18 protein-coding genes are annotated in these 25,477 nt (G+C 32.1%); 6 read left to right on the forward strand and 12 right to left on the reverse strand.

Features of this window, described 5'->3' with window-relative positions; genetic code table 11:
• Positions 1–481: 481 nt before the first annotated feature.
• The 8 genes from sufS to lolC form a co-directional block, all read right to left on the reverse strand.
• Positions 482–1,702: a cysteine desulfurase SufS gene (gene sufS, locus HACICURV3402_RS02590; protein WP_157992766.1), complete on the reverse strand. Its 1,221-nt coding sequence runs from the start codon at positions 1,700–1,702 to the stop codon at positions 482–484.
• Positions 1,699–2,979, reverse strand: coding sequence for a Fe-S cluster assembly protein SufD (gene sufD, locus HACICURV3402_RS02595; RefSeq protein WP_157992767.1), 1,281 nt, complete (start codon positions 2,977–2,979; stop codon positions 1,699–1,701). The genes sufS and sufD overlap by 4 nt, the downstream gene beginning before the upstream one ends.
• Positions 2,951–3,700, reverse strand: coding sequence for a Fe-S cluster assembly ATPase SufC (sufC, locus tag HACICURV3402_RS02600; RefSeq protein WP_157992768.1), 750 nt, complete (start codon positions 3,698–3,700; stop codon positions 2,951–2,953). Before sufC ends, sufD begins: the two co-directional genes overlap by 29 nt.
• Positions 3,701–3,738: 38 nt before the next feature.
• Positions 3,739–5,232 (reverse strand): Fe-S cluster assembly protein SufB, encoded by a 1,494-nt coding sequence (sufB, locus tag HACICURV3402_RS02605; RefSeq protein WP_157992769.1) that lies wholly within the window; start codon positions 5,230–5,232, stop codon positions 3,739–3,741.
• Positions 5,233–5,237: 5 nt separating this feature from the next.
• Positions 5,238–5,603 carry a Fe-S cluster assembly scaffold SufA gene (sufA, locus tag HACICURV3402_RS02610; RefSeq protein ID WP_269472380.1) on the reverse strand — a complete coding sequence of 122 codons (366 nt, stop codon included), beginning with the start codon at positions 5,601–5,603 and terminating at the stop codon, positions 5,238–5,240.
• Between the two features lie 714 nt (positions 5,604–6,317).
• Positions 6,318–7,565, reverse strand: a complete 1,248-nt coding sequence (gene lolE, locus HACICURV3402_RS02615; protein ID WP_157992771.1) for a lipoprotein-releasing ABC transporter permease subunit LolE — start codon at positions 7,563–7,565, stop codon at positions 6,318–6,320.
• On the reverse strand, positions 7,562–8,269 hold the full coding sequence (gene lolD / locus HACICURV3402_RS02620) for a lipoprotein-releasing ABC transporter ATP-binding protein LolD (protein ID WP_157992772.1): 708 nt from the start codon (positions 8,267–8,269) through the stop codon (positions 7,562–7,564). Before lolD ends, lolE begins: the two co-directional genes overlap by 4 nt.
• Positions 8,262–9,464 carry a lipoprotein-releasing ABC transporter permease subunit LolC gene (lolC, locus tag HACICURV3402_RS02625; protein ID WP_157992773.1) on the reverse strand — a complete coding sequence of 401 codons (1,203 nt, stop codon included), beginning with the start codon at positions 9,462–9,464 and terminating at the stop codon, positions 8,262–8,264. The genes lolD and lolC overlap by 8 nt, the downstream gene beginning before the upstream one ends.
• 1,581 nt (positions 9,465–11,045) lie before the next feature.
• On the opposite strand from lolC, the gene HACICURV3402_RS03400 reads away from it, so the two are divergent.
• From HACICURV3402_RS03400 to sstT, 4 genes are all read left to right on the forward strand, one after another.
• A complete protein-coding gene (locus HACICURV3402_RS03400; RefSeq protein ID WP_408609279.1) occupies positions 11,046–11,114 on the forward strand; it encodes a DUF2627 domain-containing protein in 69 nt (22 codons plus the stop codon).
• A gap of 83 nt (positions 11,115–11,197) precedes the next feature.
• Positions 11,198–11,407: a transcription antiterminator/RNA stability regulator CspE gene (cspE, locus tag HACICURV3402_RS02635; RefSeq protein WP_157991161.1), complete on the forward strand. Its 210-nt coding sequence runs from the start codon at positions 11,198–11,200 to the stop codon at positions 11,405–11,407.
• A gap of 1,803 nt (positions 11,408–13,210) precedes the next feature.
• Entirely contained in the window at positions 13,211–13,384 is a 174-nt protein-coding gene (locus tag HACICURV3402_RS02640) for a hypothetical protein (protein ID WP_157992774.1), read from the forward strand.
• Between the two features lie 1,213 nt (positions 13,385–14,597).
• Positions 14,598–15,827, forward strand: a complete 1,230-nt coding sequence (sstT, locus tag HACICURV3402_RS02645) for a serine/threonine transporter SstT (RefSeq protein ID WP_157992775.1) — start codon at positions 14,598–14,600, stop codon at positions 15,825–15,827.
• A 348-nt stretch (positions 15,828–16,175) separates the two neighbouring features.
• Here the strand turns inward: sstT and HACICURV3402_RS02650 are convergent, their stop codons facing one another.
• From HACICURV3402_RS02650 to HACICURV3402_RS02660, 3 genes are read right to left on the reverse strand one after another with little or no spacing between them, the layout of a single operon-like run.
• On the reverse strand, positions 16,176–17,930 hold the full coding sequence (locus HACICURV3402_RS02650; protein ID WP_157992776.1) for a SmdB family multidrug efflux ABC transporter permease/ATP-binding protein: 1,755 nt from the start codon (positions 17,928–17,930) through the stop codon (positions 16,176–16,178).
• The gene (locus tag HACICURV3402_RS02655) at positions 17,923–19,722 is read right to left on the reverse strand and encodes a SmdA family multidrug ABC transporter permease/ATP-binding protein (RefSeq protein WP_157992777.1); all 1,800 of its coding nucleotides are present in this window, start codon (positions 19,720–19,722) and stop codon (positions 17,923–17,925) included. The genes HACICURV3402_RS02650 and HACICURV3402_RS02655 overlap by 8 nt, the downstream gene beginning before the upstream one ends.
• A 15-nt stretch (positions 19,723–19,737) precedes the next feature.
• Entirely contained in the window at positions 19,738–20,211 is a 474-nt protein-coding gene (locus tag HACICURV3402_RS02660) for an Lrp/AsnC family transcriptional regulator (protein ID WP_157992778.1), read from the reverse strand.
• A 137-nt stretch (positions 20,212–20,348) separates the two neighbouring features.
• On the opposite strand from HACICURV3402_RS02660, the gene HACICURV3402_RS02665 reads away from it, so the two are divergent.
• On the forward strand, positions 20,349–21,248 hold the full coding sequence (locus HACICURV3402_RS02665; RefSeq protein ID WP_157992779.1) for a DMT family transporter: 900 nt from the start codon (positions 20,349–20,351) through the stop codon (positions 21,246–21,248).
• 1,360 nt (positions 21,249–22,608) lie between these two features.
• Here the strand turns inward: HACICURV3402_RS02665 and brnQ are convergent.
• Entirely contained in the window at positions 22,609–23,904 is a 1,296-nt protein-coding gene (brnQ, locus tag HACICURV3402_RS02670; protein ID WP_157992780.1) for a branched-chain amino acid transport system II carrier protein, read from the reverse strand.
• Positions 23,905–24,468: 564 nt separating this feature from the next.
• On the opposite strand from brnQ, the gene cyoA reads away from it, so the two are divergent.
• On the forward strand, positions 24,469–25,353 hold the full coding sequence (gene cyoA / locus HACICURV3402_RS02675) for a ubiquinol oxidase subunit II (RefSeq protein ID WP_157992781.1): 885 nt from the start codon (positions 24,469–24,471) through the stop codon (positions 25,351–25,353).
• Positions 25,354–25,477: the final 124 nt, after the last annotated feature.

The raw sequence follows: 25,477 nt of genomic DNA on the forward strand, positions 1-25,477 counted from the left end.
ATCCTAAGTAATAAACTGATATCTAATATAGATCATTAACATCATAATTTTTTTAAACATAAAAAAATTATTATAAATCAATTTTAAAATATTCAGTCTATAATGACTATAGAATCTATCCTGCTATATTCTCAAAAAGAAAAAAATCATAGCTTCTATATCCAGTAAAAGAGATTTTTCTAAAACAATCTATCTATTTATAAATATAAATGTTATGCGTAACACTGCTTTAGAGGCTATATATAAAAGTGCTTATCTCTACAAAAATCATCGAGATTAGATGCCTTACAATTAGAATATATATCATAAACTAAACTTTTGATCCTCATCTCTTTATGGATATCAATAAAATCTTTCTCACGATATACTGTAAGCTCTTTTATCTATATTTAATATGATTAAATCATCATTTAAATATTATTATACCACTAAAAATTAACTACCCAACATCCTAGGAATTCTCATTTATTATGCTAATTATTTACACCAATAAATTATGGATTCGTTTCAAACCAGTTACTAAGCGATCCACTTCTTCTTCACTGTTATACAGACAAAAGGAGGCACGACACATAGAGGACACATGATAATACTGCATTAATGGCATAGCACAATGATGCCCAGTACGTATAGCAATCCCATACTGATCAAGAAAACTACCTACATCAAATGCATGATGTTTACCGAGATTAAAAGAAACAATACCACAGGATTGCAAAGACCCATAAATCATAATATCTGGAACCAATGATAACTGATCTAAAGCATAACGCATTAACTCTGTTTCACGATGCATAATCAGATCCATTCCTAAATCTTTAATCCAAGTTAAAGCAGCTCCTAGGCCAATAATAGAAGTAATATTTGGGGAACCGGCTTCAAAAACCCAAGGAATATCAGAATATGATGTACCATCTTTTAAGCTAACCGTAGAAATCATCGACCCTCCGCCTTGCCACGGCGGCATCATGTTTAAAATATCCTTGCGTCCATAAAGAACTCCAATACCAGTAGGAGCATACATTTTATGACCTGAAAAAACATAAAAATCACAATTTAAATCCTGAACATCTACCGAATAATGCATTACCGCCTGCGCTCCATCTATTAAAGTAACAATTCCAGCCGATTTAGCCTGTGCAACTATATCTTTAACTGGATTCATTGTACCTAACACATTAGATACATGCGTAACTGCTAATAAACGAGTGCGATCATCTATCAATGACATCAACCTGGGTAAATCTAAATTCCCTGACAAACATAGAGGAATAAAACGAACTTCTACTCCCAAACGATTCGCTACCATTTGCCAAGGCACAATATTGGCATGATGTTCCATTTCAGTAATAATAATATTATCACCAGACTGAAGATTACTTCCGCCCCAACTATTAGCAACTAAATTAATAGCTTCCGTTGCGCCCTTCACAAAAACAATTTCTTCCATACTAGATGCATTAATAAAAGAAGCAACCTGAGCTCGAATGCGCTCCATCTCAAAGGTAGCATCAGAACTAAGTGTATGAATACCGCGATGGACAGAAGAATAACCATGTTTATAAAAATGATTTACTGCATTAATTACTACCCATGGTTTCTGTGTACTTGCTGAATTATCCAGATAAGTTAGTGGATATCCGTTCACTTTTCGTAATAATAATGGAAATTCTGAGCGAATAGAAGTTACATTAAAACTCATAATACACCACCGGAAAATCGCTTCATAATACGATGAATTAATGCTTCTTTTAGAAGATCATTACTAATCATTGTAGTCAATTCAGAAATAAATGCATACATAATCATACGATGCGCAGAAGCTTCATCAATACCGCGTGACTGTAAATAAAATACTTTCTCTTTGTCAATATCACCAATGGTTGCGCCATGTCCACATTGCACATCATCATGATAAATCTCCAGGTGAGGCTGGGTATCAACTTCTGCAAAAGACCCAAGTAACATATTCCTATTAATTATATAACCTTTTGTTTTATTAGCACCTTTTAATACATGCATAATGCCATTAAAAACTGCTCGAGCACAGTCACAAACAATAGTTTTATGAATCTGAGAGCTTTGACAATAACCGGCGTGATGTTCTAGAAATGTACGACTTTCACAGACTTCTTGACCTACAGGAATCATCAAACTGTTCATTATCAAATTAGAACGCTCTCCATTAAGTTGCGCGCTCGTTTGATGGCGAGTCAATCCGGCTCCTAAAAGGAAACTGTGACTGCATACTTCTGATGCGCAACCAATCTTTAAGTCATTATGAGATATATGATAACTCTTCTTCCCCTCAAATGAAAAATTATAATGCGTGAACTTAGCACCGTTTCCCACAGACACAGTTAATCGAGAACCAGTAAAATGAGATGACTTATCTAGACTAATATAATGTTCAATCACTGTAGCCTCACTTCTATCATCCTGTTGAAAATGATGACGATAGTGAGAAGTAGAAACAGTGTTACTCGCGCTACCACTAGAAATATGTAATAGGTAAAGTGGACGTCTGGCTATAATACCACTTTCTAAATGAATAAAGATTACCTGTCTCGCTAAACTTTCAGTTAAATGTAAAAAAAAATCAGATATAATGGGTGAACAATCCTCCTTTTGGCCAAATTCTTGAGATATTTTAATAGAAAATGCATCATATTGATCATCACTGAATTCCGGTACAAACCAGCCATCTATAAACACTAAACGTACTGCATCAATAGTAAATGCTTCTTTATTAATAAAATCACAACCTAATTGAGATGATGTTGGCAAAACAAATTTCTTATCAATTAATCGATCTAATGGAGTATATTTCCAAATTGATTGCTTAGGTTCAGGTAAACCCAAACGAAGCAACTGTTTTCGATGAATATCTCTTTCCTTAGAAATTTGCTCATGACCAAGATTCAATAAACTCGACCACTGTTCGATTATATTATTCTTCCTGCTGCAGAAGCCAACCATAACCTTGCTCCTCTAGTTGACTTACTAACCAAAAACCTCCTGATTTTACAATTTTCCCTTGAGATAAAACATGTATCATAGACGGCTGAATATAATCTAGCATTCGTTTATAATGCGTTATGATAATAAACGAACGACCAACATTGCGTAAACTATTAACTCCACTCGATACAATTTTTAAAGCATCAATATCCAGACCCGAATCTGTTTCATCTAAAATGCATAAACAAGGCTCTAAAGCAAACATTTGTAAAATATCATTGCGTTTTTTCTCACCCCCAGAAAAACCAACATTAACAAAACGAGTCAATAAATCTTTAGGCATCTGCAAAAGACTAATTTTGTCTTGAATAAAATCTTGAAACTCAAAACGATCTAATATTTCCTGATTTCGATACTTACGAACAGAGTTGACTGCAGTTTGAAGAAACAACTGATTACTCACTCCTGATATTTCAACTGGATATTGAAAAGCTATAAAAATACCCTCTCCCGCACGAGAATCAGGACCTAAACCTAACAAGTCTTTACCTTTAAAATCAACACTACCATTAGTTACTTTGTAATTTTGTCGTCCAGATAAGGTAGCTGCTAAAGTGCTTTTTCCTGATCCATTAGGACCCATGATAGCATGTACCTCACCTGGCTTGACATGAAGACTTAAACCTTGTAAGATCTCTTTCCCGTCAATACTAACATATAAATCTTTAATCCTTAACATAAGATGTCCTTGTCAACCACGGTCATATATATATCAAATTAACCCACGCTATTTTCCAGGCTAATGGATAACAACTTCTTAGCTTCAACCGCAAACTCTAAAGGTAACTCTGAAAAAACATCTTTACAAAACCCATTAACAATCATAGAAATAGCATCATCTTGATTAATCCCTCGTTGTAAGCAATAAAATAATTGATCCTCACCAATACGTGAAGTTGTTGCTTCATGCTCGAGATGCGAAGTATGGTTACGAACCTCAACGCATGGAAACGTATGCGCAGAACACTCAGAACCAATAAGCATTGAATCACATTGAGTAAAATTACGTGCATTAGAAGCAGTTGGCATGATCTTTACCAAACCACGGTATGTATTTTGACCGCGACCTGCTGAAATTCCCTTAGAAATAATAGTTGATTTTGTATTTTTACCAATGTGGATCATTTTAGTACCAGTATCAGCCTGTTGATGACCGCTAGTTAGTGCTACTGAAAAAAACTCACCAATAGAGCTCTCACCACGTAAAATTACACTTGGATATTTCCAGGTAATAGCAGAACCAGTTTCTAACTGAGTCCAAGACATTTTGCTATTCTTTCCAGAACATATTGCACGTTTCGTTACAAAATTTAAAACTCCACCCGTAGCTTCTCTTCCAGAAAACCAATTTTGTACCGTAGAATACTTCACGCTTGCGTCCTTATGAACAATTACTTCAACCACGGCAGCATGTAATTGATAAGAATCACGAATTGGAGCAGAACAGCCTTCAATATAACTGACTGAACTTCCTTCATCAGCAATAAGTAAAGTACGCTCAAACTGACCAGTTTTAGCTGCATTAATACGGAAATAAGTCGACAACTCCATAGGACATCTAACCCCTTTAGGGATATAAACAAAAGTACCATCAGAAGCTACAGCTGCATTCAATGCAGCAAAAAAATTATCACGAAAAGAGACCACACTACCTAGATATTTTTTTACTAAATTAGGATAAGCGTGAATCGCTTCACTGAAAGAACAAAAGATGATACCCTTTTTTACTAGTTTATCACGATAAGTGGTCGATACAGATACTGAATCAAAAATAGCATCAACTGCTACTCCTTGTTCATCATGCAAGGGAACGCCTAGTTTCTTAAAAGCCTCTTCTACTTCTTTGGTTAAATAGTTAGAAATACCATGAGAAGAAGGTACAGAAATGTCTAATGTCGAGTTATGAGAGTTATCGGTACTAGAGCACGAAGGTGCAGAGTAATAGCTATAATTTTGATAATTTAAATTACTATAATCCGCCTTTAACCAATGAGGCTCTTTCATTTTCAGCCAAGATGTATATGCTCGAAGACGAAAATCTAGCATCCACCCAGGTTCATTGCGCTTAGAGGAAATTGCACGCACTACATCTTCGTTAATGCCATTCTTTAACTGTTCAGTTTTTAATTGAGTAACAAAGCCTTCCTTATATTTTAAATATCTACTATTTAAGAGTTGAGAACCGTCAGAGCTATTATGATTATTAGACATACACTTTACTCAATAGCAAAACTCTCACCACAACCACAAGAATTGTTAGCTTGAGGATTATTAAATTTAAACATATGATTTAAACCTATGCGTACGTAATCTACCTCTGTACCATCAATATAAGGCATAGCACGAATAGGGACAAATAAGCTTGCACCATCATGAGTAAAAATCAAATCATTTTCTGAGCAATCTTTAACCAATTTCATGGCATAACTCCAACCGGCGCAGCCAGAAGATTTGATGTCTAATTGAACACCTTTGATCTCAGGGTCTCTTTCTGATAAATGGATAATCTGTTTCACTGCTCTATTAGTTAATCTAAGCCCTTTCCACATAGAATTCTCCAAATCTAATATCTCAAGATACAACTATTTAATCATTGGTGTAAAATATGGTATATTTTTAACTGAAATTAAATTTCACTACCCATATAAATTAATAAAACTCATGTTTATAGCTCATTAAAAACAAGATTCTTGATATATTTCAATATTAATCTAAGATATATTTGACCCTATACTAAAATATATTTTTCTTAAAATATAAAATATACTACGCATCTCAAAGTAAATAAAATCATATAATCACTATCTATTGAAAATATAATTTTATTTTTTCACATCCATCCGACGTCTATATATAAACTATAGTAAGTAAAATGGATTTACTACTCATCAGTTAATATAAAAAACAAAAATTTAATAATTATAAATAAATCTTATACATATCAAATAAATATATAAATAATTAAAGAATTATGAATAATTTTCAACTTTATCTGAAGCGACATGAAACAAATATTCATTTATAATCCTTTTAAAAAAATACTGAATTTCATCTATAGATGAATATAAAATGATCAAAAATATTGCTAGATAAATTTTAGATCTATAAAAAATCAAAAAATATAGCTAATATCAATTATTTAAAATCTTTTTAATATTAAATAATTAGAAATATCACATATATATTTTAAACATATAATATAAACATTATATCCTTTAGTTTAGAAAAAAAATATACTTTAGTTTAGAAAAAGGGCGTATTATAATTATTTTCATAATACTATGTGATTATCTTTCCTACTTCTTAAATAAAACTCTAGCAGGACAGAGGCCTATAGCTTTTCTAGCTGGATACCAGCTAGCTACTAAACTTAAAACTAAAGCCGTAAATAATATAATAATTATATCAAACCAATACAATTTTGATGGAATGAAATCAATAAAATAAACTTCATCTGACAACATGTGATATCCGGTGATTTTTTCAAGACAAAAGAAAATAGATTCAAGATTAACAACCACTACAATTCCAATCAATACCCCAATTGTGCTTCCCACTACACCACCTAACAACAATCCATACCAGAGAAAAATAGAACAAATAAGCTCATCTTTAGCACCTAAAGTACGTAATATAGCAATATCAGCACCTCTATCCTTGATAGCTATGACTAATGTAGACATAATATTAAAATAAACAATACCCATGACTAAAACCATTGCTAGATAAAGTAATCCTCGAATCATCTGAATATCATGATACATGTATCCATAAGAATTTATCCAGCTACGCACTCCAACATATAAACCTGTGGCCTCTCCAGCTAGATGAACTAACTTTTCAGCATGAAAAGGATTGTCAACCTTAATAGCAATACCAGTAATATTTTCACCCATCCCTAATAAATTCTGCGCATCAATAAGTGGCATATACACTAGATTATTACCATGCACTCCATTAAGGTTAATAAGCCCAACAACCTGCAGAAGGACCTTCTTATTTTTTAAAATATTATTCTCATAGTTTTTCGTAGTCACTATAAGACTAATCCAGTCCCCTACTTTAACATTTAAACTATGAGCAATCCCCTTTCCTATCAGAATTTTTTTTTGGCCGGATATGAAGTTCTGCCAACTTACTCCCTGTACATAGAAAGGAATCGAGCTAATTCGACTTTCTAATTGTGCATCTATCCCTTTGATTCGAACTGCTAAAACTCTTTTTCCAGTTTGCACTAACCCGGAAAAATGAATATAAGGTGCTGCCGCCTTTATACCAGGAACTGTTTCCACAACATTTAACAAAGACCTCCAAGTAGAAAAGATTTGACTCACTGGTTCTATCTCACCATGCGGGACCACAGAGAGAACACGCTGATTTAATTCATATTCAAAACCATTGATTACACTAAAGCTAATAATTAAAACAGAAGTACTCAAAACCATTCCAAGAATAGATACCATCCCAATTAAAGAAACTATGCTACCTCGTCGACGAGCATGACTGAAACGCAAACCCAAAAACAAAGCTAAAGAGCGTTTCACAATACTTGACCTAATGCACTGCTCAGCTTGCCTAGGTAACCATCTTTCATCTTTATTTTATGTTGTAAACGTTGAGCTAAATACCAATCATGGGTCACAATAACAAACGCCATGTTATGCTCTGTGTTCATCTCAGTCAATAATTCAAAGATTACATGCGTATTAACTGTATCTAAATTACCTGTCGGTTCATCTGCCAAAACTAGACGAGGACCATGAACTAAAGCACGCGCGATTGCCACTCTTTGTCTCTCACCCCCGGAGAGCTCTGATGGGCGATAAGTCATACGAGAACTTAAACCCACAACCTTTAACATATTTTCTGCCAAAACCCGTGCCTTCCTATAATCCATTTTCGCAATTAAAAGAGGCATAGCTACATTTTCTAATGCACTAAAATCCAATAACAAGTGATGAAACTGGTAAATAAAACCTAATTTTCGATTACGTAATTCAGCCTTATCTGAAGAGGACATGGTATTTAACGAACGACCCTCAAATCGCACTTCTCCCGACGTAGGAGAATCCAGTCCACCTAAAATATGAAGCAATGTGCTTTTTCCAGAACCAGAACTACCGACAATCCCAATCATATCACCAGATTGCACACTAAATGTAACATTACGCAAAACATCAGTTTTTATATTAGTTTCTTGATAACTTTTACATAGATTATTACACTGCAATAAAATCTGTTCACTCATGACGCAACGCCTCAACTGGCGAAAGAGAGGACGCGCGAATAGATGGAATAAGCGCTGCAAGAAACGAAATCATGGTAGCACTGAAAGTGACAACAACCACTTGAAATATAGAAATAATTGTAGGCAATCTTACAATACCTGTAATAAAAACTCCTAACGCCTCCATCAAACAACCAATCTGGGTGGTTAAAAATATCCCAAGAAAAGCTCCAATCAAGGAACCAAAGAAACCAACTATCAATCCTTGTATGATAAAAATCATAGCTATTTGACTACGCCTTACACCTTGAGTTTGCAAAATAGCAACCTCATTCTTTTTCTCTAAAATAAGAATAAAAAGAAATGTGACAACATTAAAAGAAGATACTAAAATAATAAGACTCAACAACAACCCCATTATATTTTTTTCCATGTTTACTGCTTGAAATAGCGCCCCTTTGTGATCACGCCAGTCTTTCCATACAAGACCTTCTAATAAAGGTTGAGAACTAATTTTTTCAACTTCTAATGGCTTTTCTAACCAAAGGCGCCATCCAGTAATATGCCCGATATGATAAGACATCAAGGATGAAGCGTCTTGTTGATTAACTATAACCTGATACGAATCTGCATCACTATCAGAAAAAAAGATACCAATAACATTAAATAACCTCTGACTCGGAAGAAAACCAAATGGAGTTGAATAACTAACAGATGGTACTAATAAGCGCACCTGTTCTCCTTGGTGTAATCTTAACTGATTGGCTAACTTTGATCCTACAATGATATTATATTTTCCTACTTTCAGATCTACCTGTCGCGCATTAATAAAAAAGGGTTCTAATATATCATGTTTATTAGGATTAATACCTAAAATCATCCCAGCGCTAACATGATAAGCACTCTGTATCACAACTTCACCTATAGTTAATGATTCAATACGACTAACACCTTTCAAATGGAAACTGCTAGAAGGAATTGTCTTTGGATCAATAGATCCTGAACCGCTAGTAATTAATGCGTGAGGCATAAAACCAAGAGTTTTTGTTTCTAATTGGTGTTCTAAACCATTCATTACTGATAACACCGTGATTAAAACCATGACACCAATTGCCAGTCCAATAATGGAGAACCATGCAACTAAATATCCAAAACGATCGAATCTACGACCTTGCATATAACGTAAGCTAATAAACAAAGTTAAAGGTTGATGCATCACTTACTCTTTCCAATCACCTATGCAATAAATCATACGTTACACGTATAGGGATACTGTCCTATACAAACACATCATCTCTAATGCTATATATAAAAAAAACCAATAAATCTCTGAATAATATAAATAATAAATACTGATTTTATCAGAGATCCATAATTTATTACATGATATTTATCAAAGAGGAAAAATATAAAAATTCACAATAGCTAAATAATTAATATTTATAACCACCTGACTACAAAATAAAGTATAAGAATCTTATTTAATCTGACATTATTTAAGTTAAAATCAACTAAGATCACTGTATAAACTCTTATAAAAATAAAATAATCAGACATTAGATATAAGAATAAAGTTCTAAAATGGTTGCTTGTAATCTCAGGTATATCTGATATATTATGTATTAAAATGATCTTTATAATAAATATGTAATATTATTAGTATACCACCTTGAAAAGAATCATTTAATTTGTACGATAAAAATAATTTATCCGGCTTACAATTAGAAATAATTTACCTCTCTTCTAGATAATGATAATTATATATCCAAGTTAATAGTAATTTATAGATTATAAAAATTAGCATCTAAAATTCTCATTCTATACGCATTATGACACGTATACATGATATTTTATCATATCAATTAAAGACATAATAATCTCATTCACATAAACTATAATATTTCTATCACATCCCGATAATCTTATAAAAAATACAATAAATAATATTTATACACAGAACATCTTTCAGTCTTTTTATATGTATCAAAACCATAATATTTAATCCATTTCATCAAATATACACTGAATATAAAGATTTTCCACAACACGTCCACTGGGAAACAGTCCTATAAAAGATACATTTTACCTAACAATATAATGCTTTATGTTGATAATCCTAAAAATATAATTGATGCTCTATCATGTTAATATAATATCAACTTACAATAATTTTATAACTCATCTCCCTTGTCATGCCATCTTAGTTCGCCCAACTTAATAAAAAATTCATCAGAAAAAATCCTGAATACATACAGACATGGTACAAAAGTATTTCTATCTTATCTAGATTTAGATAACATATTATGTCATGCTTCTTATTAGTTACATGTAAACAGAAAGGATTAGACACAACTAGAGTCGTTCTGAAGAAAAAAGATATAACATTGATTATACGTATATTATAATTTTGTATAAAAATATTAATTTACAGTATGCAATCTCGTAAATATTTTTATTATTGACGGTGCATGCTACATTGATATGACATTATTTATATTCTTAACAACAGATAAACATCGACATTTTCAAATAACATATGTTTGATATACACCGATTTATTAATCAAACTAACCAATTAAATTACCTTTCATTCTAATGGTGAGAGCATTTAATTAGCACATAATACACCAATAGTCATACTGCATGAGACAAATAGAATTTAAAAGATATTGAGATATACCCTGATCTTGTAAAAATGACTTGCCATTAATTAGCAGATATGTGATAAACATCTTAGTAAAACAAGATACATCTCTGTTTATGAGCCACTTCTTTAGTAAAAGTAAAGAAGATGTGAATTAAAGACAGTAAAGAAGATATGAGTAAAAACGTTGACGTTGAATACCGCTTCCTTGCCACGACTTAATTAATACCTCATACAGTAATGTTTTTAGTTTTTCTGAACGTCAAAAGCCCACGGGCGAATAATCTCTCTAAGGAATGTGTAAAATGGCAAAGATTAAAGGTCAGGTTAAATGGTTCAATGAGTCTAAAGGTTTTGGTTTTATCACTCCTTCCGACGGAAGCAAAGATGTGTTTGTGCACTTCTCCGCTATTCAGGGTAACGGCTTCAAAACTCTCGCTGAAGGCCAGAGTGTTGAGTTTGAAATTCAGGATGGACAGAAAGGCCCAGCTGCAGTAAATGTTAGCACCATCTAATATGTAATCTAAGTTTATCATTGACTACCCACAAGTAAGATCAGTGAAAATCTGAATACTCTATATAAGCTCCGTCAGAAATGACGGGGCCCTTCTTTATATTTAAAAGAAATAGATCCATTGATATGTTTAATATTTATGTTAACTTTGTAGAAATAGTTTGCTATTAGATATGTTGGAATTGTAAGTATTCTCATATCTTTAAAAATATTATAAAACCATAAAAATATAAATAATATAATATCAATGTAGCATGCACCATCAATAATAAAAATATTTACGAGATTGCATACTGTAAATTAATATTTTTATACAAAATTATAATATACGCATAATAAGTGTTATATCTTTTTTCTTCAGAAAGACTCTAGTTGTGTCTAATCATTTCTGTTTACATGTAACTAATAACAAGAATAAAATAATATTTTATCTAAATCTAGATAAATAGAAATACTTTTATTATACAGTCTCTGTATTTATTGTGAGTTAACTGATATATCTTGATATTACAATAAAAAAATTCCATATATCATAACATATGACAAAACAAGAAAAATATAAAAAAATAAATCATTCAAACTTAAATAAAATAAGCACTATTAACTTTACTATTATTTATAATAATTAATATAATTCATGATATGAATAGAATATATGATATATTTATCATCCTCTAGCTCATTTCTTTTTACAATGAATATAATGTAAGTATAGGTTTTAAAGGTAAAGAACAACAACTATTAGAATCCTACTTATATTAATATTCATAAGAATAAATCTAAAATACTGAATAGCTGATGTATATGGACTATTGTTTAAACCTAAGTATTAAGCTGAACTCTCTTATCGAACAACTCTATGAACTATAATTATAATATCTTTTCGATTAAAAGATCATTAGTATGCATACTTCTGAAACTTCCTAAAACATGAGTATAGTAGTAAATAATCAAATAATTAATTACTTATATGAAAGCTATATCAAAGATATAGCATACCATAATACATGCAATATTCTGAAACTTTATAATATACATTCACTTATCCCACACCTCTATGCAGAGGCATGGGATAATAAAGGGCATAACCAAAAATCTAATCAATTTTATTCTTTCAAGATCGGTTCTTACAATCTAATCACTGATTTAAAATCAAGTAATATAATGTTATTAAGTCAATATATCAGAATTTTTACTGCAAAAAAATATTATAATAACTGTATATATTAATAAAATCTTATGACAAATCAACTAAATATAACTCTCATCAATCGGTTCTTTTTCTCTCCGAGAAAATAAATTAATCAAAAATTAAAAAAATAGATCGAAAACCTTATCTTCGAACAAACACTTTACAAGGACCTAAATAAAAAAAAGAAAAAACACCTGTACTATAAAAAAGACATATATTTGAACGAATTCAAGTAAATTTTCACATATACACAGACATCTCATCCTGATCGCTACCACAGAATGGTTGTCAATCTATCTAATACAAATGTAAAAAACTAGGAATTTCACTAGTTTCTCGCCCTGAGAGTTCTAGTATCCCTACTTGAGATACTAATTTCCGTTGTTTTTTATACAAATACGCCTAATACACACCGATGCTAAAATCGGTGTGTATTAGTTTTGATCTACTACCATTTGATGGAGTTATCCATGACTGAATATGCAGTCATGGGTCTTCATTAACCTCTATGAATCTTTAATGAACAGTTTGCCTAGAATAGGAAAATAGTGTGACGACTACTTCTATCTTTTTCACTAACATAAATAACGAAGTATTAGCAATCTTTCTTTTATGAGCTACAGACCAATGGCTTTAAAAAACATTCAGCTTTTTAAAGATGAAATCGTAGATGGTATGACACCTGTATACCAATTATTGAATAATATACAAGATAGACTTGCTTGTCCTACCCGTTACGGTAAAGCTGGTCATATCAATCCAGTCATTACAGTGAATTTAATTTAGTACATCATCACAATATATTCACCATTGAAATCACAAACAAACAAATAGACGAATAGAATTAGGTATGGTCTTCATGTTCTCCACATATGTAATAGTAATTTAACTATTAACCTAAAAAACCTAGAGAAATACAATATATAGAATAATGACTTTCTTATCATTACAGATTAATTATGGTTTTTATCTATATATAAATTATTTCACAAGTTAATTTTCTTAAAACCACTGTTTTTCTAATATAGAATAACATAATTATAAAACATATCACTAAGTGATCTTGGTGATTACATCTAAACTATTTTGTGAAAATTCTTCAACTATTTTAACATAATTAAATTTATACTATAATACATCATACTAAATTATTGATATTCATAAAAAAAATTAGTGACTAAATAAATAAAAATTAAAAAAGTTCTTGTATTTATACCCATAAAAAATAAAGAAATAATTCTATATTAGCTATTTCATCCAAAGATTAAAAAGATACAAGAAAGAACTAAAAATTAAACTTATAAGCTGTACTTTCATTATTGATCAAAGCAAAAATAAAACCAAATACATGTCACTGAGAAAACTATATAAAATATATAATCAACTTGATATCTATCACCCCTCTTTAGATATTCATACATATCTTTTTTCCAATCTTTTAATCTTGTTCTTCATATAAAAAATAAATAATTTCTTGATCACTTTATTTTGCAAACACAACGGACATGTAGCTATAAAAAAATAAATAAAAAAAACAAAACATATGTTTCTAAAATCTAATGACGAAGACTTTGTCGGTAAATAAAACATCTTATGATTAAAAAAAATCCTTTGACTATACAAGCACCTCCGCTGTATAACTACCCTATGAATTAACTCAATCTACTAATTATTACATCATTACATAAATATTCCCTATATATATCATATAATATGCAATCCACAGTCTTCTATAACTCTACATCAGAAGAGTTATTTCTAATTCTGATCGAGAAAAATCTTATATGTAAATAAAAAAATTCACTCAGTATTACTCAATAAACATTACTCAATCAACTTTTCTTAATTATGTATAACTATAATTCTATAAATTTAAACAATGATAATGTAAAACTATGAGTCCATTTTTTCTCTTACACTATATCCTTATACTTCTTTGCATCAATACTGTATATATAAATTCCGAAAATCACAAACACTAATACATAGTGATCTTATAATGATAATACAAAAAAATAAAAAAAATATAAAAAATAGTTTGGTAATGCAAATTATTGTTGGTTTAGCATTTGGCATGACATTAGCTTGGTTTTCAAAAGAGTATGCAATAGCCATAGGGGTGCTAGGGGATTTATTTGTAAATATATTAAAATCCATCTCACCCTTACTCGTGCTAGTCCTTACTCTAACATCTATTGCTAACTATAACGAAGGACAAAAAAATAACATTCGAAAAATTATTATTCTCTATTTACTCAGTACATTTAGCGCAGTCATAATCGCATTAATCTTCAGTTACTTAATGCCACAAACTTTAACACTACCGTCAACTCATTCTACGATTGTAACCCAACCCTCTAAAACGTTAGAAGTATTAAGAATCTTGCTAATGAGTATGGTAACTAATCCCATTGAATCATTAATGCAAGCGAATTACATTAGTATTCTTTTATGGGGAATTAGCTTAGGATTTGCCTTTCGTCACAGCAGTAAAACTACCCGCTCTCTACTAAACGATTGTGCGGCTGCAGTCACACAACTAGTGCATTTAATCATTAAATTTGCACCCATTGGCATTTGCGGATTAGTTTCCTCAAGCCTAGCCTCAACTGGATTTAAGGTGTTATGGCAATACGCTGGACTACTTAGCCTCCTTATAGGATGTATGTTTCTAATTGCACTACTATTAAATCCTCTAATTGTATGGTATATAATACGTCGTAATCCTTATCCACTAGTCTTTATCTGTTTAAAAGAGAGCGGAGTAACTGCTTTTTTTACTCGCAGCTCCGCTGCTAATATCCCGGTCAATATTATTTTAGCCAAAAAATTAAATCTAAATCCAGAGACCTATACTATATCAATTCCTATTGGAGCCAATATTAGCATGTCGGGTGCATCTATCACTATTACGGTGCTAACACTCGCAGCGATACACACCCTAGGAATTAGTCTAGACTGGCCTACTTCGATTCTACTTAGCCTGGTAGCATCTTTATGCGCTTGTGGTGCCTCTAGTATTGCTAGTGGATCGCTACTTTTAATACCAGTAGTATGTCACATCTTTGGTATTCCTAATGAAATAGCCATGCAAGTAGTCGCAATCGGATTTATTATAAGCATATTGCAGGATTCTGCTGAGACCGCTCTTAACTCATCCGCAGCTATTTTATTTACTGCTGCTGTATGTATGGCAGAAAAATACAATCCATTAAATAAAAAGATCTAATTCTTATAACGAACATAGACAATTAAATAAAAATGGAAAGAAAAGATAGGAACAAAAAACAAAAATATTCTCAAATTAATAGAAAACATTCTACATCCACACCATACTGTCTGTAATTCCGTTGATGTATCAAAAAATAACTAAATACAATACTTCATTGAACTTAAAAGGCTATATTATATTTCTGTCGAAATATAATGGTCTCTCATGTCATATCTCAACTCTTTTTTTATATCACACATATCATATTACTAATGACATATCACTTAGTATAAGTAATATTCTGGTTCTTATATATCAAAGCCTTAAAAGTATAAAATTATTACAATCTCTATTTCATGAAATATATTACATCATGAAAATTTCTTCACTAGCCAATTGTAATCGATACATCTGCCAATAACGACCCTGTTTTTGTAATAATTGATGATGATTACCACTCTCTACTATTCGCCCTCGATGTAGTACGAAAATTGTATCTGCTTCAGTAATTGTTGAAAGACGATGGGCGATAACTATAAGTGTTGCTTTTTTACGTAAAAGACATAAAGCTTTCTGAATTGCTTGCTCAGTACCCGAGTCAATATTAGCTGTTGCTTCATCTAAAATCAGTATCTGTGGTGTGGTAACCAATACTCTTGCTATCGCTAAAAGCTGTTTTTGTCCAACAGATAGAAAATTACCCTGCTCTCCTAAATGAGTGTAGATACCTTGTGGCATGGATCGCGCGAGAGCTGCTAATTGTACTGTCTCTAAAATATGCCAAACTACCTCTTCAGTAATAGATCTGCCTAAAGTAACATTAGCAAAAAACGTATCAGCTAATATTACTGGATCTTGCTGTAACATTGCTAAACTATCACGCAATACAGAATGACTCAACGAAGACAATGGTCTAGAATCAAGTAATATTTCACCTTTATTTAAAGGATAATAACCCATCAAAAGATTTGCTAATGTGCTTTTCCCACTTCCAGTATGCCCGACTAATGCCACAAAGTGTTGAGTAGGTACCGATATATTGATATCGGTTAAAACCGGACAACAAGAAGAATACGTAAAAGTTAAATTACGAATATCAATACTTCCAGAATGCAATGGCTCTATATCCTCACCGTAGTGTTGTCGAGGAGAATCCATTAATTCAAAAATCCTCTCGCCTGCAACCACAGCCTGCTGTAAAATCGATTGCTGCGTAGTTACTTCAATTAAGGGCTCGTTTAACCGCGCAAGATAGTTGATAAAAGCATATAATACGCCAACCTCAATAGTATTAATAGATGAAAAACCAAAAAGCATCATTAAACCACATAAAATCAACGCAGAAAAAAAACTTAAAAGTGGTCGTAACAAGAACCCTTCGAGCCTTAGAGTCTCCATACGAGATAGATAATGTAATCGACTAATTTCTCCCATCCGCTTGCCAAAGCGAGCTTGTTGTCGAAACTGTTGGATAACACTCATTCCATTAATAACTTCATTAAAACCATTATTAATATCAGCTAAATAACTACGAACTCGTCTCACAATGGGAGTACTACAACGCTGGTATATAAACATCACTATTAATACAGCAGGAAAAATTGTCATCGCTACTAATGCCATACGCCAGTTAAGACTAAACATGGCCACAAGCATCGTTCCAACTAATGCGCTGCTACGCAATGCTGTAGAAACTACAGTCACATATAAATCACGTACTACTTCCGTGTCATTAGTAACCCTTGAAATAATTTGTCCAACTGGCTGAGCATCAAAAACACTTAAGGGCTGACGTAATGCTGCATCCATGACATTAGTTCGTAAATCTTGAACCACTCTCACTGAAACTTGATTAAACCATAGCGCTTGCCAGTAATATAACAATGCCGCCAGTATCTGTAAGAAAAGATAACCCAATACTATTAATCCCGACAAACCTCCAAAAGGCACATAGTGTTTAGCCATGTGATCAATGAGAACACTAAGAAGTATTGAGCCTATAACTTCTGCCCCAGCAGCAATCCATAGCATTACAATAGCTAAACAAAGAGACTTCCACCACGGGGCACCATACGCAAGTAACCTTTTTATAGTTGGCCAAAGTTTGACTACATTAGTCATCGGCCGCTCCGTATTCTATATTATCCTTATCCAATACATCCTCTAACTGCTGATAACGATACATTTCACGATACCAACCTTTATTAGCCAATAACTTATTATGATCCCCTCTTTGCGTCACCATTCCATTCTTTAATACTAAAATTTCATTAGCTTCAGCTAAAACAGAAAGGCGATGAGCGGTAATAATAACCGTTCTACTTTCTCCCCAGTGACGCAAATTATGCATAATTTGATGTTCAGTACGTCCATCCACAGCAGATAACGCATCATCTAACACTAGAATCTCAGCATTTAAAAGAAGTGCGCGAGCAATAGCAATACGTTGTTTCTGCCCTCCTGAAAGCATTACACCACGTTCACCAACTTGTGTTTCATAACCACAAGGTAAACGCAATATATCTTCATGAACATGTGCAAGCTTTGCCACATACTCAATCTCATGTTGAGTAGAAGTTGGACGCCCTAAAGCAATGTTTTTTGCTACACTATCAGAAAATAAAAAAGGAGTTTGACTCGCCACTGCAAGTCGACTGCGCCACGAATCAAGACGAATCTGAGATAAAGGAGTTTCATGAAAAAAAATATCTCCTTGATCAATGTCAAAATGACGTTGAATTAAACTTAATAAAGTACTTTTTCCAGAACCCGTTGGACCACATACACCTAACATCTGACCAGGCTTAATCGTCACATTAAGATTCGATAATATAGCCTTCTCTGACCCTGGATAATAAAATTTTCCTATAGTAATTTGTAACAAACCGCGATTTTTAGGTAAAATATTCTGACCATCAACCACTACTGGAGCCTCCGATAGGAGTGCAAAAATACGACTCCAAGCCACGCTCCCTCGCTCAACAATATTCAACATCCATGCTAATGCCAGCATAGGCCAAATCATTAAACCTAGATACATGACAAAACTAGTTAACTGACCTAAAGTAATCGTACTATGCCACACCATCCAACTGCCACCAACAATAGCTAACAAATTTGACAATGCAACAGAAACATAAATAGTAGGATCAAAACGAGCATCAATACGAGCAGCGCGCAAATTTTCCTCTCCTGTATCTTTAGCGATAGCTGCAAATTTAGCAGATTGATGATCCTCTAAACCAAAAGCTTTAATCATGCGAATACTGCTTAAACTTTCTTGTGTCTGATCATTTAATGATGAAAAGGCAGCTTGTACATTTTTAAAACGCTGATGTAGTTGATTACCATAACATTTAATAACTAAAGCCATTATAGGCATTGGAAGAAGCGCTAAAATTGTTAATTTTAAACTAATTTGTGAACCCATGACCAGCAACACTGTGACTCCCATTACTAAAGAATCTACTAAAGTAAGAAAACCTTCACCAGCTGCAAAGACTACACGATCCACATCATTAGTAGCTCGAGCAATTAAATCACCAGTACGACGACGTAAATAAAATTCAGGATGTTGACAACTAAGCTGCCTGTAAAAACCTGCGCGCAATTCTACTGCTAAATGATAGGAAGCACCAAATAACAGTATGCGCCATAAGTAATGTAATACATAAATCACCGTAGCAGTAAGAAGCATAACACCAACCCACATCAACACTTGACTGTGACTTAATTCATTACGACTTACGCCGTCTACTATTTTTCCTACAACGCATGGTGGTAATAACTTTAATATTGCAATTATAAGAAGAAGAAGAACCGCCCCAAGATAACGACGCCATTCACGTAAAAAATACCAGCTTAATTGGCTAAATAACCTAACTGAAAAATCCTGATGATCGGCCTGACTCATCCGAAACCTCGCTATTTAAAGACGCACTGGCAAAGAAGTAGTATACTTAATCTCTTCCATTGCAAAACTTGAAGTAACATCCAACAAAGTAGGTACGCTATGCAATAAGTTTTTATAAAATCTATCATAACTTTTCATATCAGCAACTTGAACTCTAAGAAGATAATCATATTCCCCTGCCATTCGATAAAACCCCATAACCTCCGGCATTATTTGTATTGTACTAACAAATTGATCAAATCCATCACTGCTATGCTGATGAGTTTTTATAAAAACAAAAGCAGTAAGATCCAAACCAAGCTTATCACTATTTAATAATGCTACCCGAGCACGAATATACCCCTCATCATCTAACCTCTTCAGTCGTTTCCAGCAAGGAGTGGTAGTGAGACAAACGGTCTCTGCCAAAACCTGTAAAGAAAGAGTACAATCCTTCTGCAGAAGGCTGAGTAACAAACGATCTTTTTTATCCAACGTTATTGGTAGCAATATATTCTCCTTGTAATAACCTTTGAAATAAGAGTTTAGTAACTTTTTCTCCAAACATATCGTTAATCTTATTTAAGACATGTACCATTTAAGACATGTACCAAAGTTTAATAGAAGTTTAATAGAATGGAGATATAATGCGAAGAAAAATTTTTCATAACCTCGTGATCATCAGTTTATTCACTGCTGTCTCTTTTACTTGGGGCACTACCTGGATGGCAATGAAAATTGCTGTCTCTTCTGTTCCGCCTATTCTTGCCACCGGGCTTCGCTTTTTATTTGCAACACCACTCCTGTTTTTGTTATCACGTTATAAACAAGCTCCTCTTTTATTCCCGTCTGGTCAGGGCCTTTTCCAATTATATGTCACACTTTTTTATTTTGCCTTACCATTTACGCTCATGATTTATGGAGAGAGATACATTGCCTCTGGTCTAGCGTCAATTATTTTTTCTATCATGCCTGCTATTGTTCTTATTCTCTCTCGATTCATTCTAAATGAACGAACCACAATACAACAAATTTTTGGTTTATGGATAAGCATTAGCACATTAATCATAATTTTATGGCAAGAAGCACATCATAACCTAGATACCCAAATACGGGGTGTATTAGCACTCGTTGCAGCAGTTCTAATACATGCTATTATGTATGTTCTATGCAAAAAGCGCTGCATGACTATCTCAGTTCTCAGTTATAACACCCTGCCTTGTTTAGGCGCTGGTATAATTCTTACCATAGCCGGTCTAAGTGAAACCACTGATTTTAAGATGTTTTCTACACAAGCCTTATTAGCCATAGCTTACCTCGGTATAGTAGCAGGAGTAGGAGGAGTTCTAGCATATTTTTTTCTTCAAAAAATTATTAAACCCTTTCAGGCATCGCTTGTTTTTATGATATTCCCCTTGATCGCATTAACCCTAGAACGATTCATAAATGGTAGCAGTCTTAGCAAATCGTCTCTAGTATTACTTATACCATTTCTTGTAGGTATGATACTCATACTGTATAAATCAAAGGAGAAAAACTCCCTTTAAAACGAAATATTTTAAATCAATTACAATGCCATATGAAAGATTTTCGCACCAATCTAGATATTTTTAAGATCAACATTTAAATATGATCTAACATGCTTACCGCTAACACTAACACCTATTGCCAACACAACCAATATGAAATAAGAAAAAACAAATAAAAACGTTCCACTAAGCTCTATTAGTATCCACATCACTTATAAACATACTATAAATTTTATCTATCATTCTACAGGTTTCTAACCAAAAAAAAGAACTGTGATCATACATAACTTATCAATCTATGTTAGAGGTGCTATATTTTAATAATGAATTAAATTACAAACGTGAATCACCTAGGATCACCATTATTGTTCACAAAACTAAGTTGCTTAACTAAAAAATTAAATATACATAAAATCATTGTATATACTAAGTATTATAATACTAATTATCTTCCTCGTAATCCAATAACTCGTTTCTATAATTAAAGAATTAAAGTCGTATTAGATTTCTTAATAATCCATGATTATTATCAAAATCGCACATGTAGATATACATAGTTATTATTCGCATAATATAACATATATTGCATGCAAACATATCTAAAATTTCACAGAAACTAAATACCATAAAATCAAAATATTAATTAAAACAATACAACCATATTAAAAACCTAACCCTTCCCTAACGATAACATATTAAAATTGTGGAATACTTTAAAATGAATTATAACAGTTACTACATCACTCACTATAACTCACCTTCTTATAAAACTAAGAACATATGATTCTAACTCTTCAACATATATTAAAGCATATATTAATAGTTATATATAAAGCATATATTAATAGTATTATACTATGTTATTAAAAACTCCTAGTTCTGGTACTTTACCGCATGGTTCTTTTAATCCTGTTTAGGTAAACTCATAACTAGATTCCAATATTTAAGAATAAAAAATTTAGAAAATAATTTGACCCGAATAATTACAAATTATATCCGAAAAACCTAATCTATATTCTCTAAATCCAAGACATAACTAACTGATAATAAAACATCCAATATATTTCCAAAATATTAGATATAAATATATAATGTATTGATGAGAATCCTTCCCTAAACAACAAAATTATATTCACAATGTCAGCAACCTTAACTATTGATTAAGAATGCTACTAAAAACTGTTTTTCTACTAATAATCAACTTCTTTTATGCTTTCTTAAACATAAGAAAAAATATATTTCAATTAATTGTATAACATATAAAATACTACCAGTATCTATCCCAATCATAAGTGATTTTGCAAAAACTGTAAAAAAATACAATATGATCACAATATCTATTGTACATCCTTTTACTTACTTTATATCTTTTTACTAACTAAGAAGAAAAGCGATCATAAAAACCCAATACAAGAGCCGTTCCAAATGACGGCAAAAGCCATATCATCCCCTGATCAATCAAAGGAAAATCTTGAATTAACGCAGGAAGAACAACTTTTAAACTGGAATTTTGTACTACATCTAAAATACCAAAGATTAAACTAACAAAAAAAACTGGAATAAAAACTCTTTTACTCTTTTTCCACCAAAGCCTCGTAAAACTTAATAACACTAACATGATACAAGGAGGATATATTGCTATCAATATAGGAATAGATATCTGAATTAAATAACTAAGACCAAGATTAGAAAAAAACAAAGAAAGAAGACCAATAATACAAACTACTTGACGATAACTAAAAGGTAGATACCTCTCAAAAAACTCCGCAGAAGAACAAGTCAACCCAACAGAAGTTACTAAACAAGAAATAAAAATTAATATAGATAAAAAAATAGTACCAACCAAACCAAAAGTATGTTGAATATAAGTATATAGAATCACAGAACCATTCACATGATGATCCAAAATACTAGCACTATCAGAACCGATTTTAAACAGAGCCAAATAGATTAAAGTTAAACCAAGAGCGGCAATACCTCCTGCAATTATAGTATAACGCATCAATAATTTTTCTTCACTAATAGAGCGTGAGCGTACAGCATTAATAATCACAGTGCTAAACACTAATGCACCCAAAGCATCCATAGTTAGATAGCCACCTAATAAACCATGAGAAAATGCTAGATTCTTATAATCCGTTGACATAGGCATCATTCTGCCTGCTGGCCATACATATGCCGAAATCGATAGAAAAATTAAAGATAATATTTTCAATGGAGCTAAAACATGACCAATTATATCTAATAATTTAGCAGGATAGAGAGAAATAAGACTAACTAAACAAAAATAGAAGAGACTATAATGCAACATAAGCGATTGAGTATGTTCAAATAACGGAACTAATCCCATTTCAAATGAAACATTAGCAGTACGTGGTATCGCAAATAAAGGCCCAACAATAAAATAACAAATAGTTGCTAATATAACCCCTAAGCATTTACCAATCGGTGCGCTCAGGACTTCAATTCTTCCTCCAGCTCGAGCTAATGCAATAACTCCCAGAAATGGCAATCCTACGGCCATAACCAAAAACCCTAAAGCGGTATACCAAACATATTCCCCAGACTGAATACCCAACATAGGTGGAAATATTATATTTCCAGCTCCTAAAAAAAAAGCCAAAACCATGAGACCTAACGATAAGATATCTTTAAAACTTAAATAATTTTGCATAACAATCATCATCCTTAATTAGTCAATCTATTCTATCACGCAAACTCATGATCAATATATAAAATATAAATTCACACAATAAATTAAAATGATGTTTTATGTATGAAAAAATAGAAAAACTGCTAGAAATCCAATTTTGACCACTTCCCAATATCTATAATATTCAGATCTAATGAAAGCCTCTCCCGTCCTAAATAAGCTATTAATTCTAGTTTATTTATCTAGAATACATGAGAAAAGAAAGTGAAAATTAAACAGAACAGATCGCACTACTCTCATTCTAATGCTATACTAACCGCTTTAATTCATTCACTATAATTTAAATTAACGTTTTTAATAAAATATCAAACAAAAATAAGAAGGTAGTAATTTACAAAAGAAAGACCTTGACTATAAAATATATTCATAATCAAAATATATTTACAATCACAGTAATCATAAATATAGCCATATACTAACTAAAATAAACTTTTTCAAAATCAAAAATAATTAATAAACAATTAATAAACAAAAGTCATAACCATTGTATATGATTATGAAATCCTTGCTATTTGAGGTTGTTCCATGAAATGCAGAACATATAAGAAAAGAATAGCCATTTTTCCATTAATAATGCAGCTCATGCTGCTCAATAGTTGTCAAAGTGTGTTAATGGATCCAAAAGGACACATTGCCATAGAACAGCGCTCACTCATTCTAACAGCATTTGGCCTCATGATGATTGTTGTATTACCTGCAATTTATATGGCTATTCTATTTTCTTGGAAATATCGAGAATCCAACACATTAGCACAGTATAAGCCAGATTGGGATCATTCATATAAATTGGAAGCAATAGTATGGACTATTCCTATCTTGATAATTATCTTTCTCAGCATTCTTTCATGGAAATCGACCCACGAACTAGAACCTCGACAAGCTTTAAAATCTGATGTTAAATCAATACTAATCGAAGTGGTTTCGCTAAACTGGAAATGGTTATTTATCTATCCTGAACAAGGTATCGCTACTATAAATGAAATTGCTTTTCCAGCCAATTGTCCTGTACACTTTAAAATTACTTCTCATACAGTAATGAACTCCTTTTTTGTTCCGGCTCTAGGAAGCCAAATGTACGCGATGCCAGGAATGCAGACTCATCTAAATTTAATTGCAAATAAATCAGGAACGTTTAATGGAATCTCATCTAATTATAGTGGTCATGGGTTCTCACAAATGAAATTTAAAGCTATTGCCACTAAGAATAGAGAAACGTTTAATCAATGGACAGAAAGAGTAAAAAAATCTCCTAAAACTTTGATAACAATGAATGATTTCAATCATATGGCTCAACTAAAAAATGATCATTCAGTCACATTTTTTTCTTCTGTTAAACCAGAATTATTTCAAAATATCATGGACCAATTTCATGTAAAAGATTCTAATACAATAGAAACAAATAAAAAATAGGATCTACAATTAATGACATATATGCTCTGATATTTATGCCGAAAATTTAAAAAAATAATTATTAAATATTCATTTAAAATGAAAAATATTTCATAAATAGCAATATCAACTGCTACTATATAGC

The organism is Candidatus Erwinia haradaeae (assembly GCF_900698925.1).
GTDB classification, from domain to species: Bacteria; Pseudomonadota; Gammaproteobacteria; order Enterobacterales; family Enterobacteriaceae; genus Erwinia_E; species Erwinia_E haradaeae_I.

Excerpts from the sequence above, each read along its gene's own strand:
- lolD (WP_157992772.1), bottom strand. The coding sequence starts at position 8,269 with ATGAGTGAACAGATTTTATTGCAGTGTAATAATCTATGTAAAAGTTAT.
- cyoA (WP_157992781.1), top strand. The coding sequence starts at position 24,469 with ATGAAATGCAGAACATATAAGAAAAGAATAGCCATTTTTCCATTAATA.
- lolC (WP_157992773.1), bottom strand. The coding sequence starts at position 9,464 with ATGCATCAACCTTTAACTTTGTTTATTAGCTTACGTTATATGCAAGGT.
- cspE (WP_157991161.1), top strand. The coding sequence starts at position 11,198 with ATGGCAAAGATTAAAGGTCAGGTTAAATGGTTCAATGAGTCTAAAGGT.
- sufS (WP_157992766.1), bottom strand. The coding sequence starts at position 1,702 with ATGAGTTTTAATGTAACTTCTATTCGCTCAGAATTTCCATTATTATTA.
- sufD (WP_157992767.1), bottom strand. The coding sequence starts at position 2,979 with ATGGTTGGCTTCTGCAGCAGGAAGAATAATATAATCGAACAGTGGTCG.
- brnQ (WP_157992780.1), bottom strand. The coding sequence starts at position 23,904 with ATGCAAAATTATTTAAGTTTTAAAGATATCTTATCGTTAGGTCTCATG.
- HACICURV3402_RS02655 (WP_157992777.1), bottom strand. The coding sequence starts at position 19,722 with ATGAGTCAGGCCGATCATCAGGATTTTTCAGTTAGGTTATTTAGCCAA.
- HACICURV3402_RS02640 (WP_157992774.1), top strand. The coding sequence starts at position 13,211 with ATGAGCTACAGACCAATGGCTTTAAAAAACATTCAGCTTTTTAAAGAT.
- sufC (WP_157992768.1), bottom strand. The coding sequence starts at position 3,700 with ATGTTAAGGATTAAAGATTTATATGTTAGTATTGACGGGAAAGAGATC.
- HACICURV3402_RS02665 (WP_157992779.1), top strand. The coding sequence starts at position 20,349 with ATGCGAAGAAAAATTTTTCATAACCTCGTGATCATCAGTTTATTCACT.
- HACICURV3402_RS02650 (WP_157992776.1), bottom strand. The coding sequence starts at position 17,930 with ATGACTAATGTAGTCAAACTTTGGCCAACTATAAAAAGGTTACTTGCG.
- sstT (WP_157992775.1), top strand. The coding sequence starts at position 14,598 with ATGATAATACAAAAAAATAAAAAAAATATAAAAAATAGTTTGGTAATG.
- sufB (WP_157992769.1), bottom strand. The coding sequence starts at position 5,232 with ATGTCTAATAATCATAATAGCTCTGACGGTTCTCAACTCTTAAATAGT.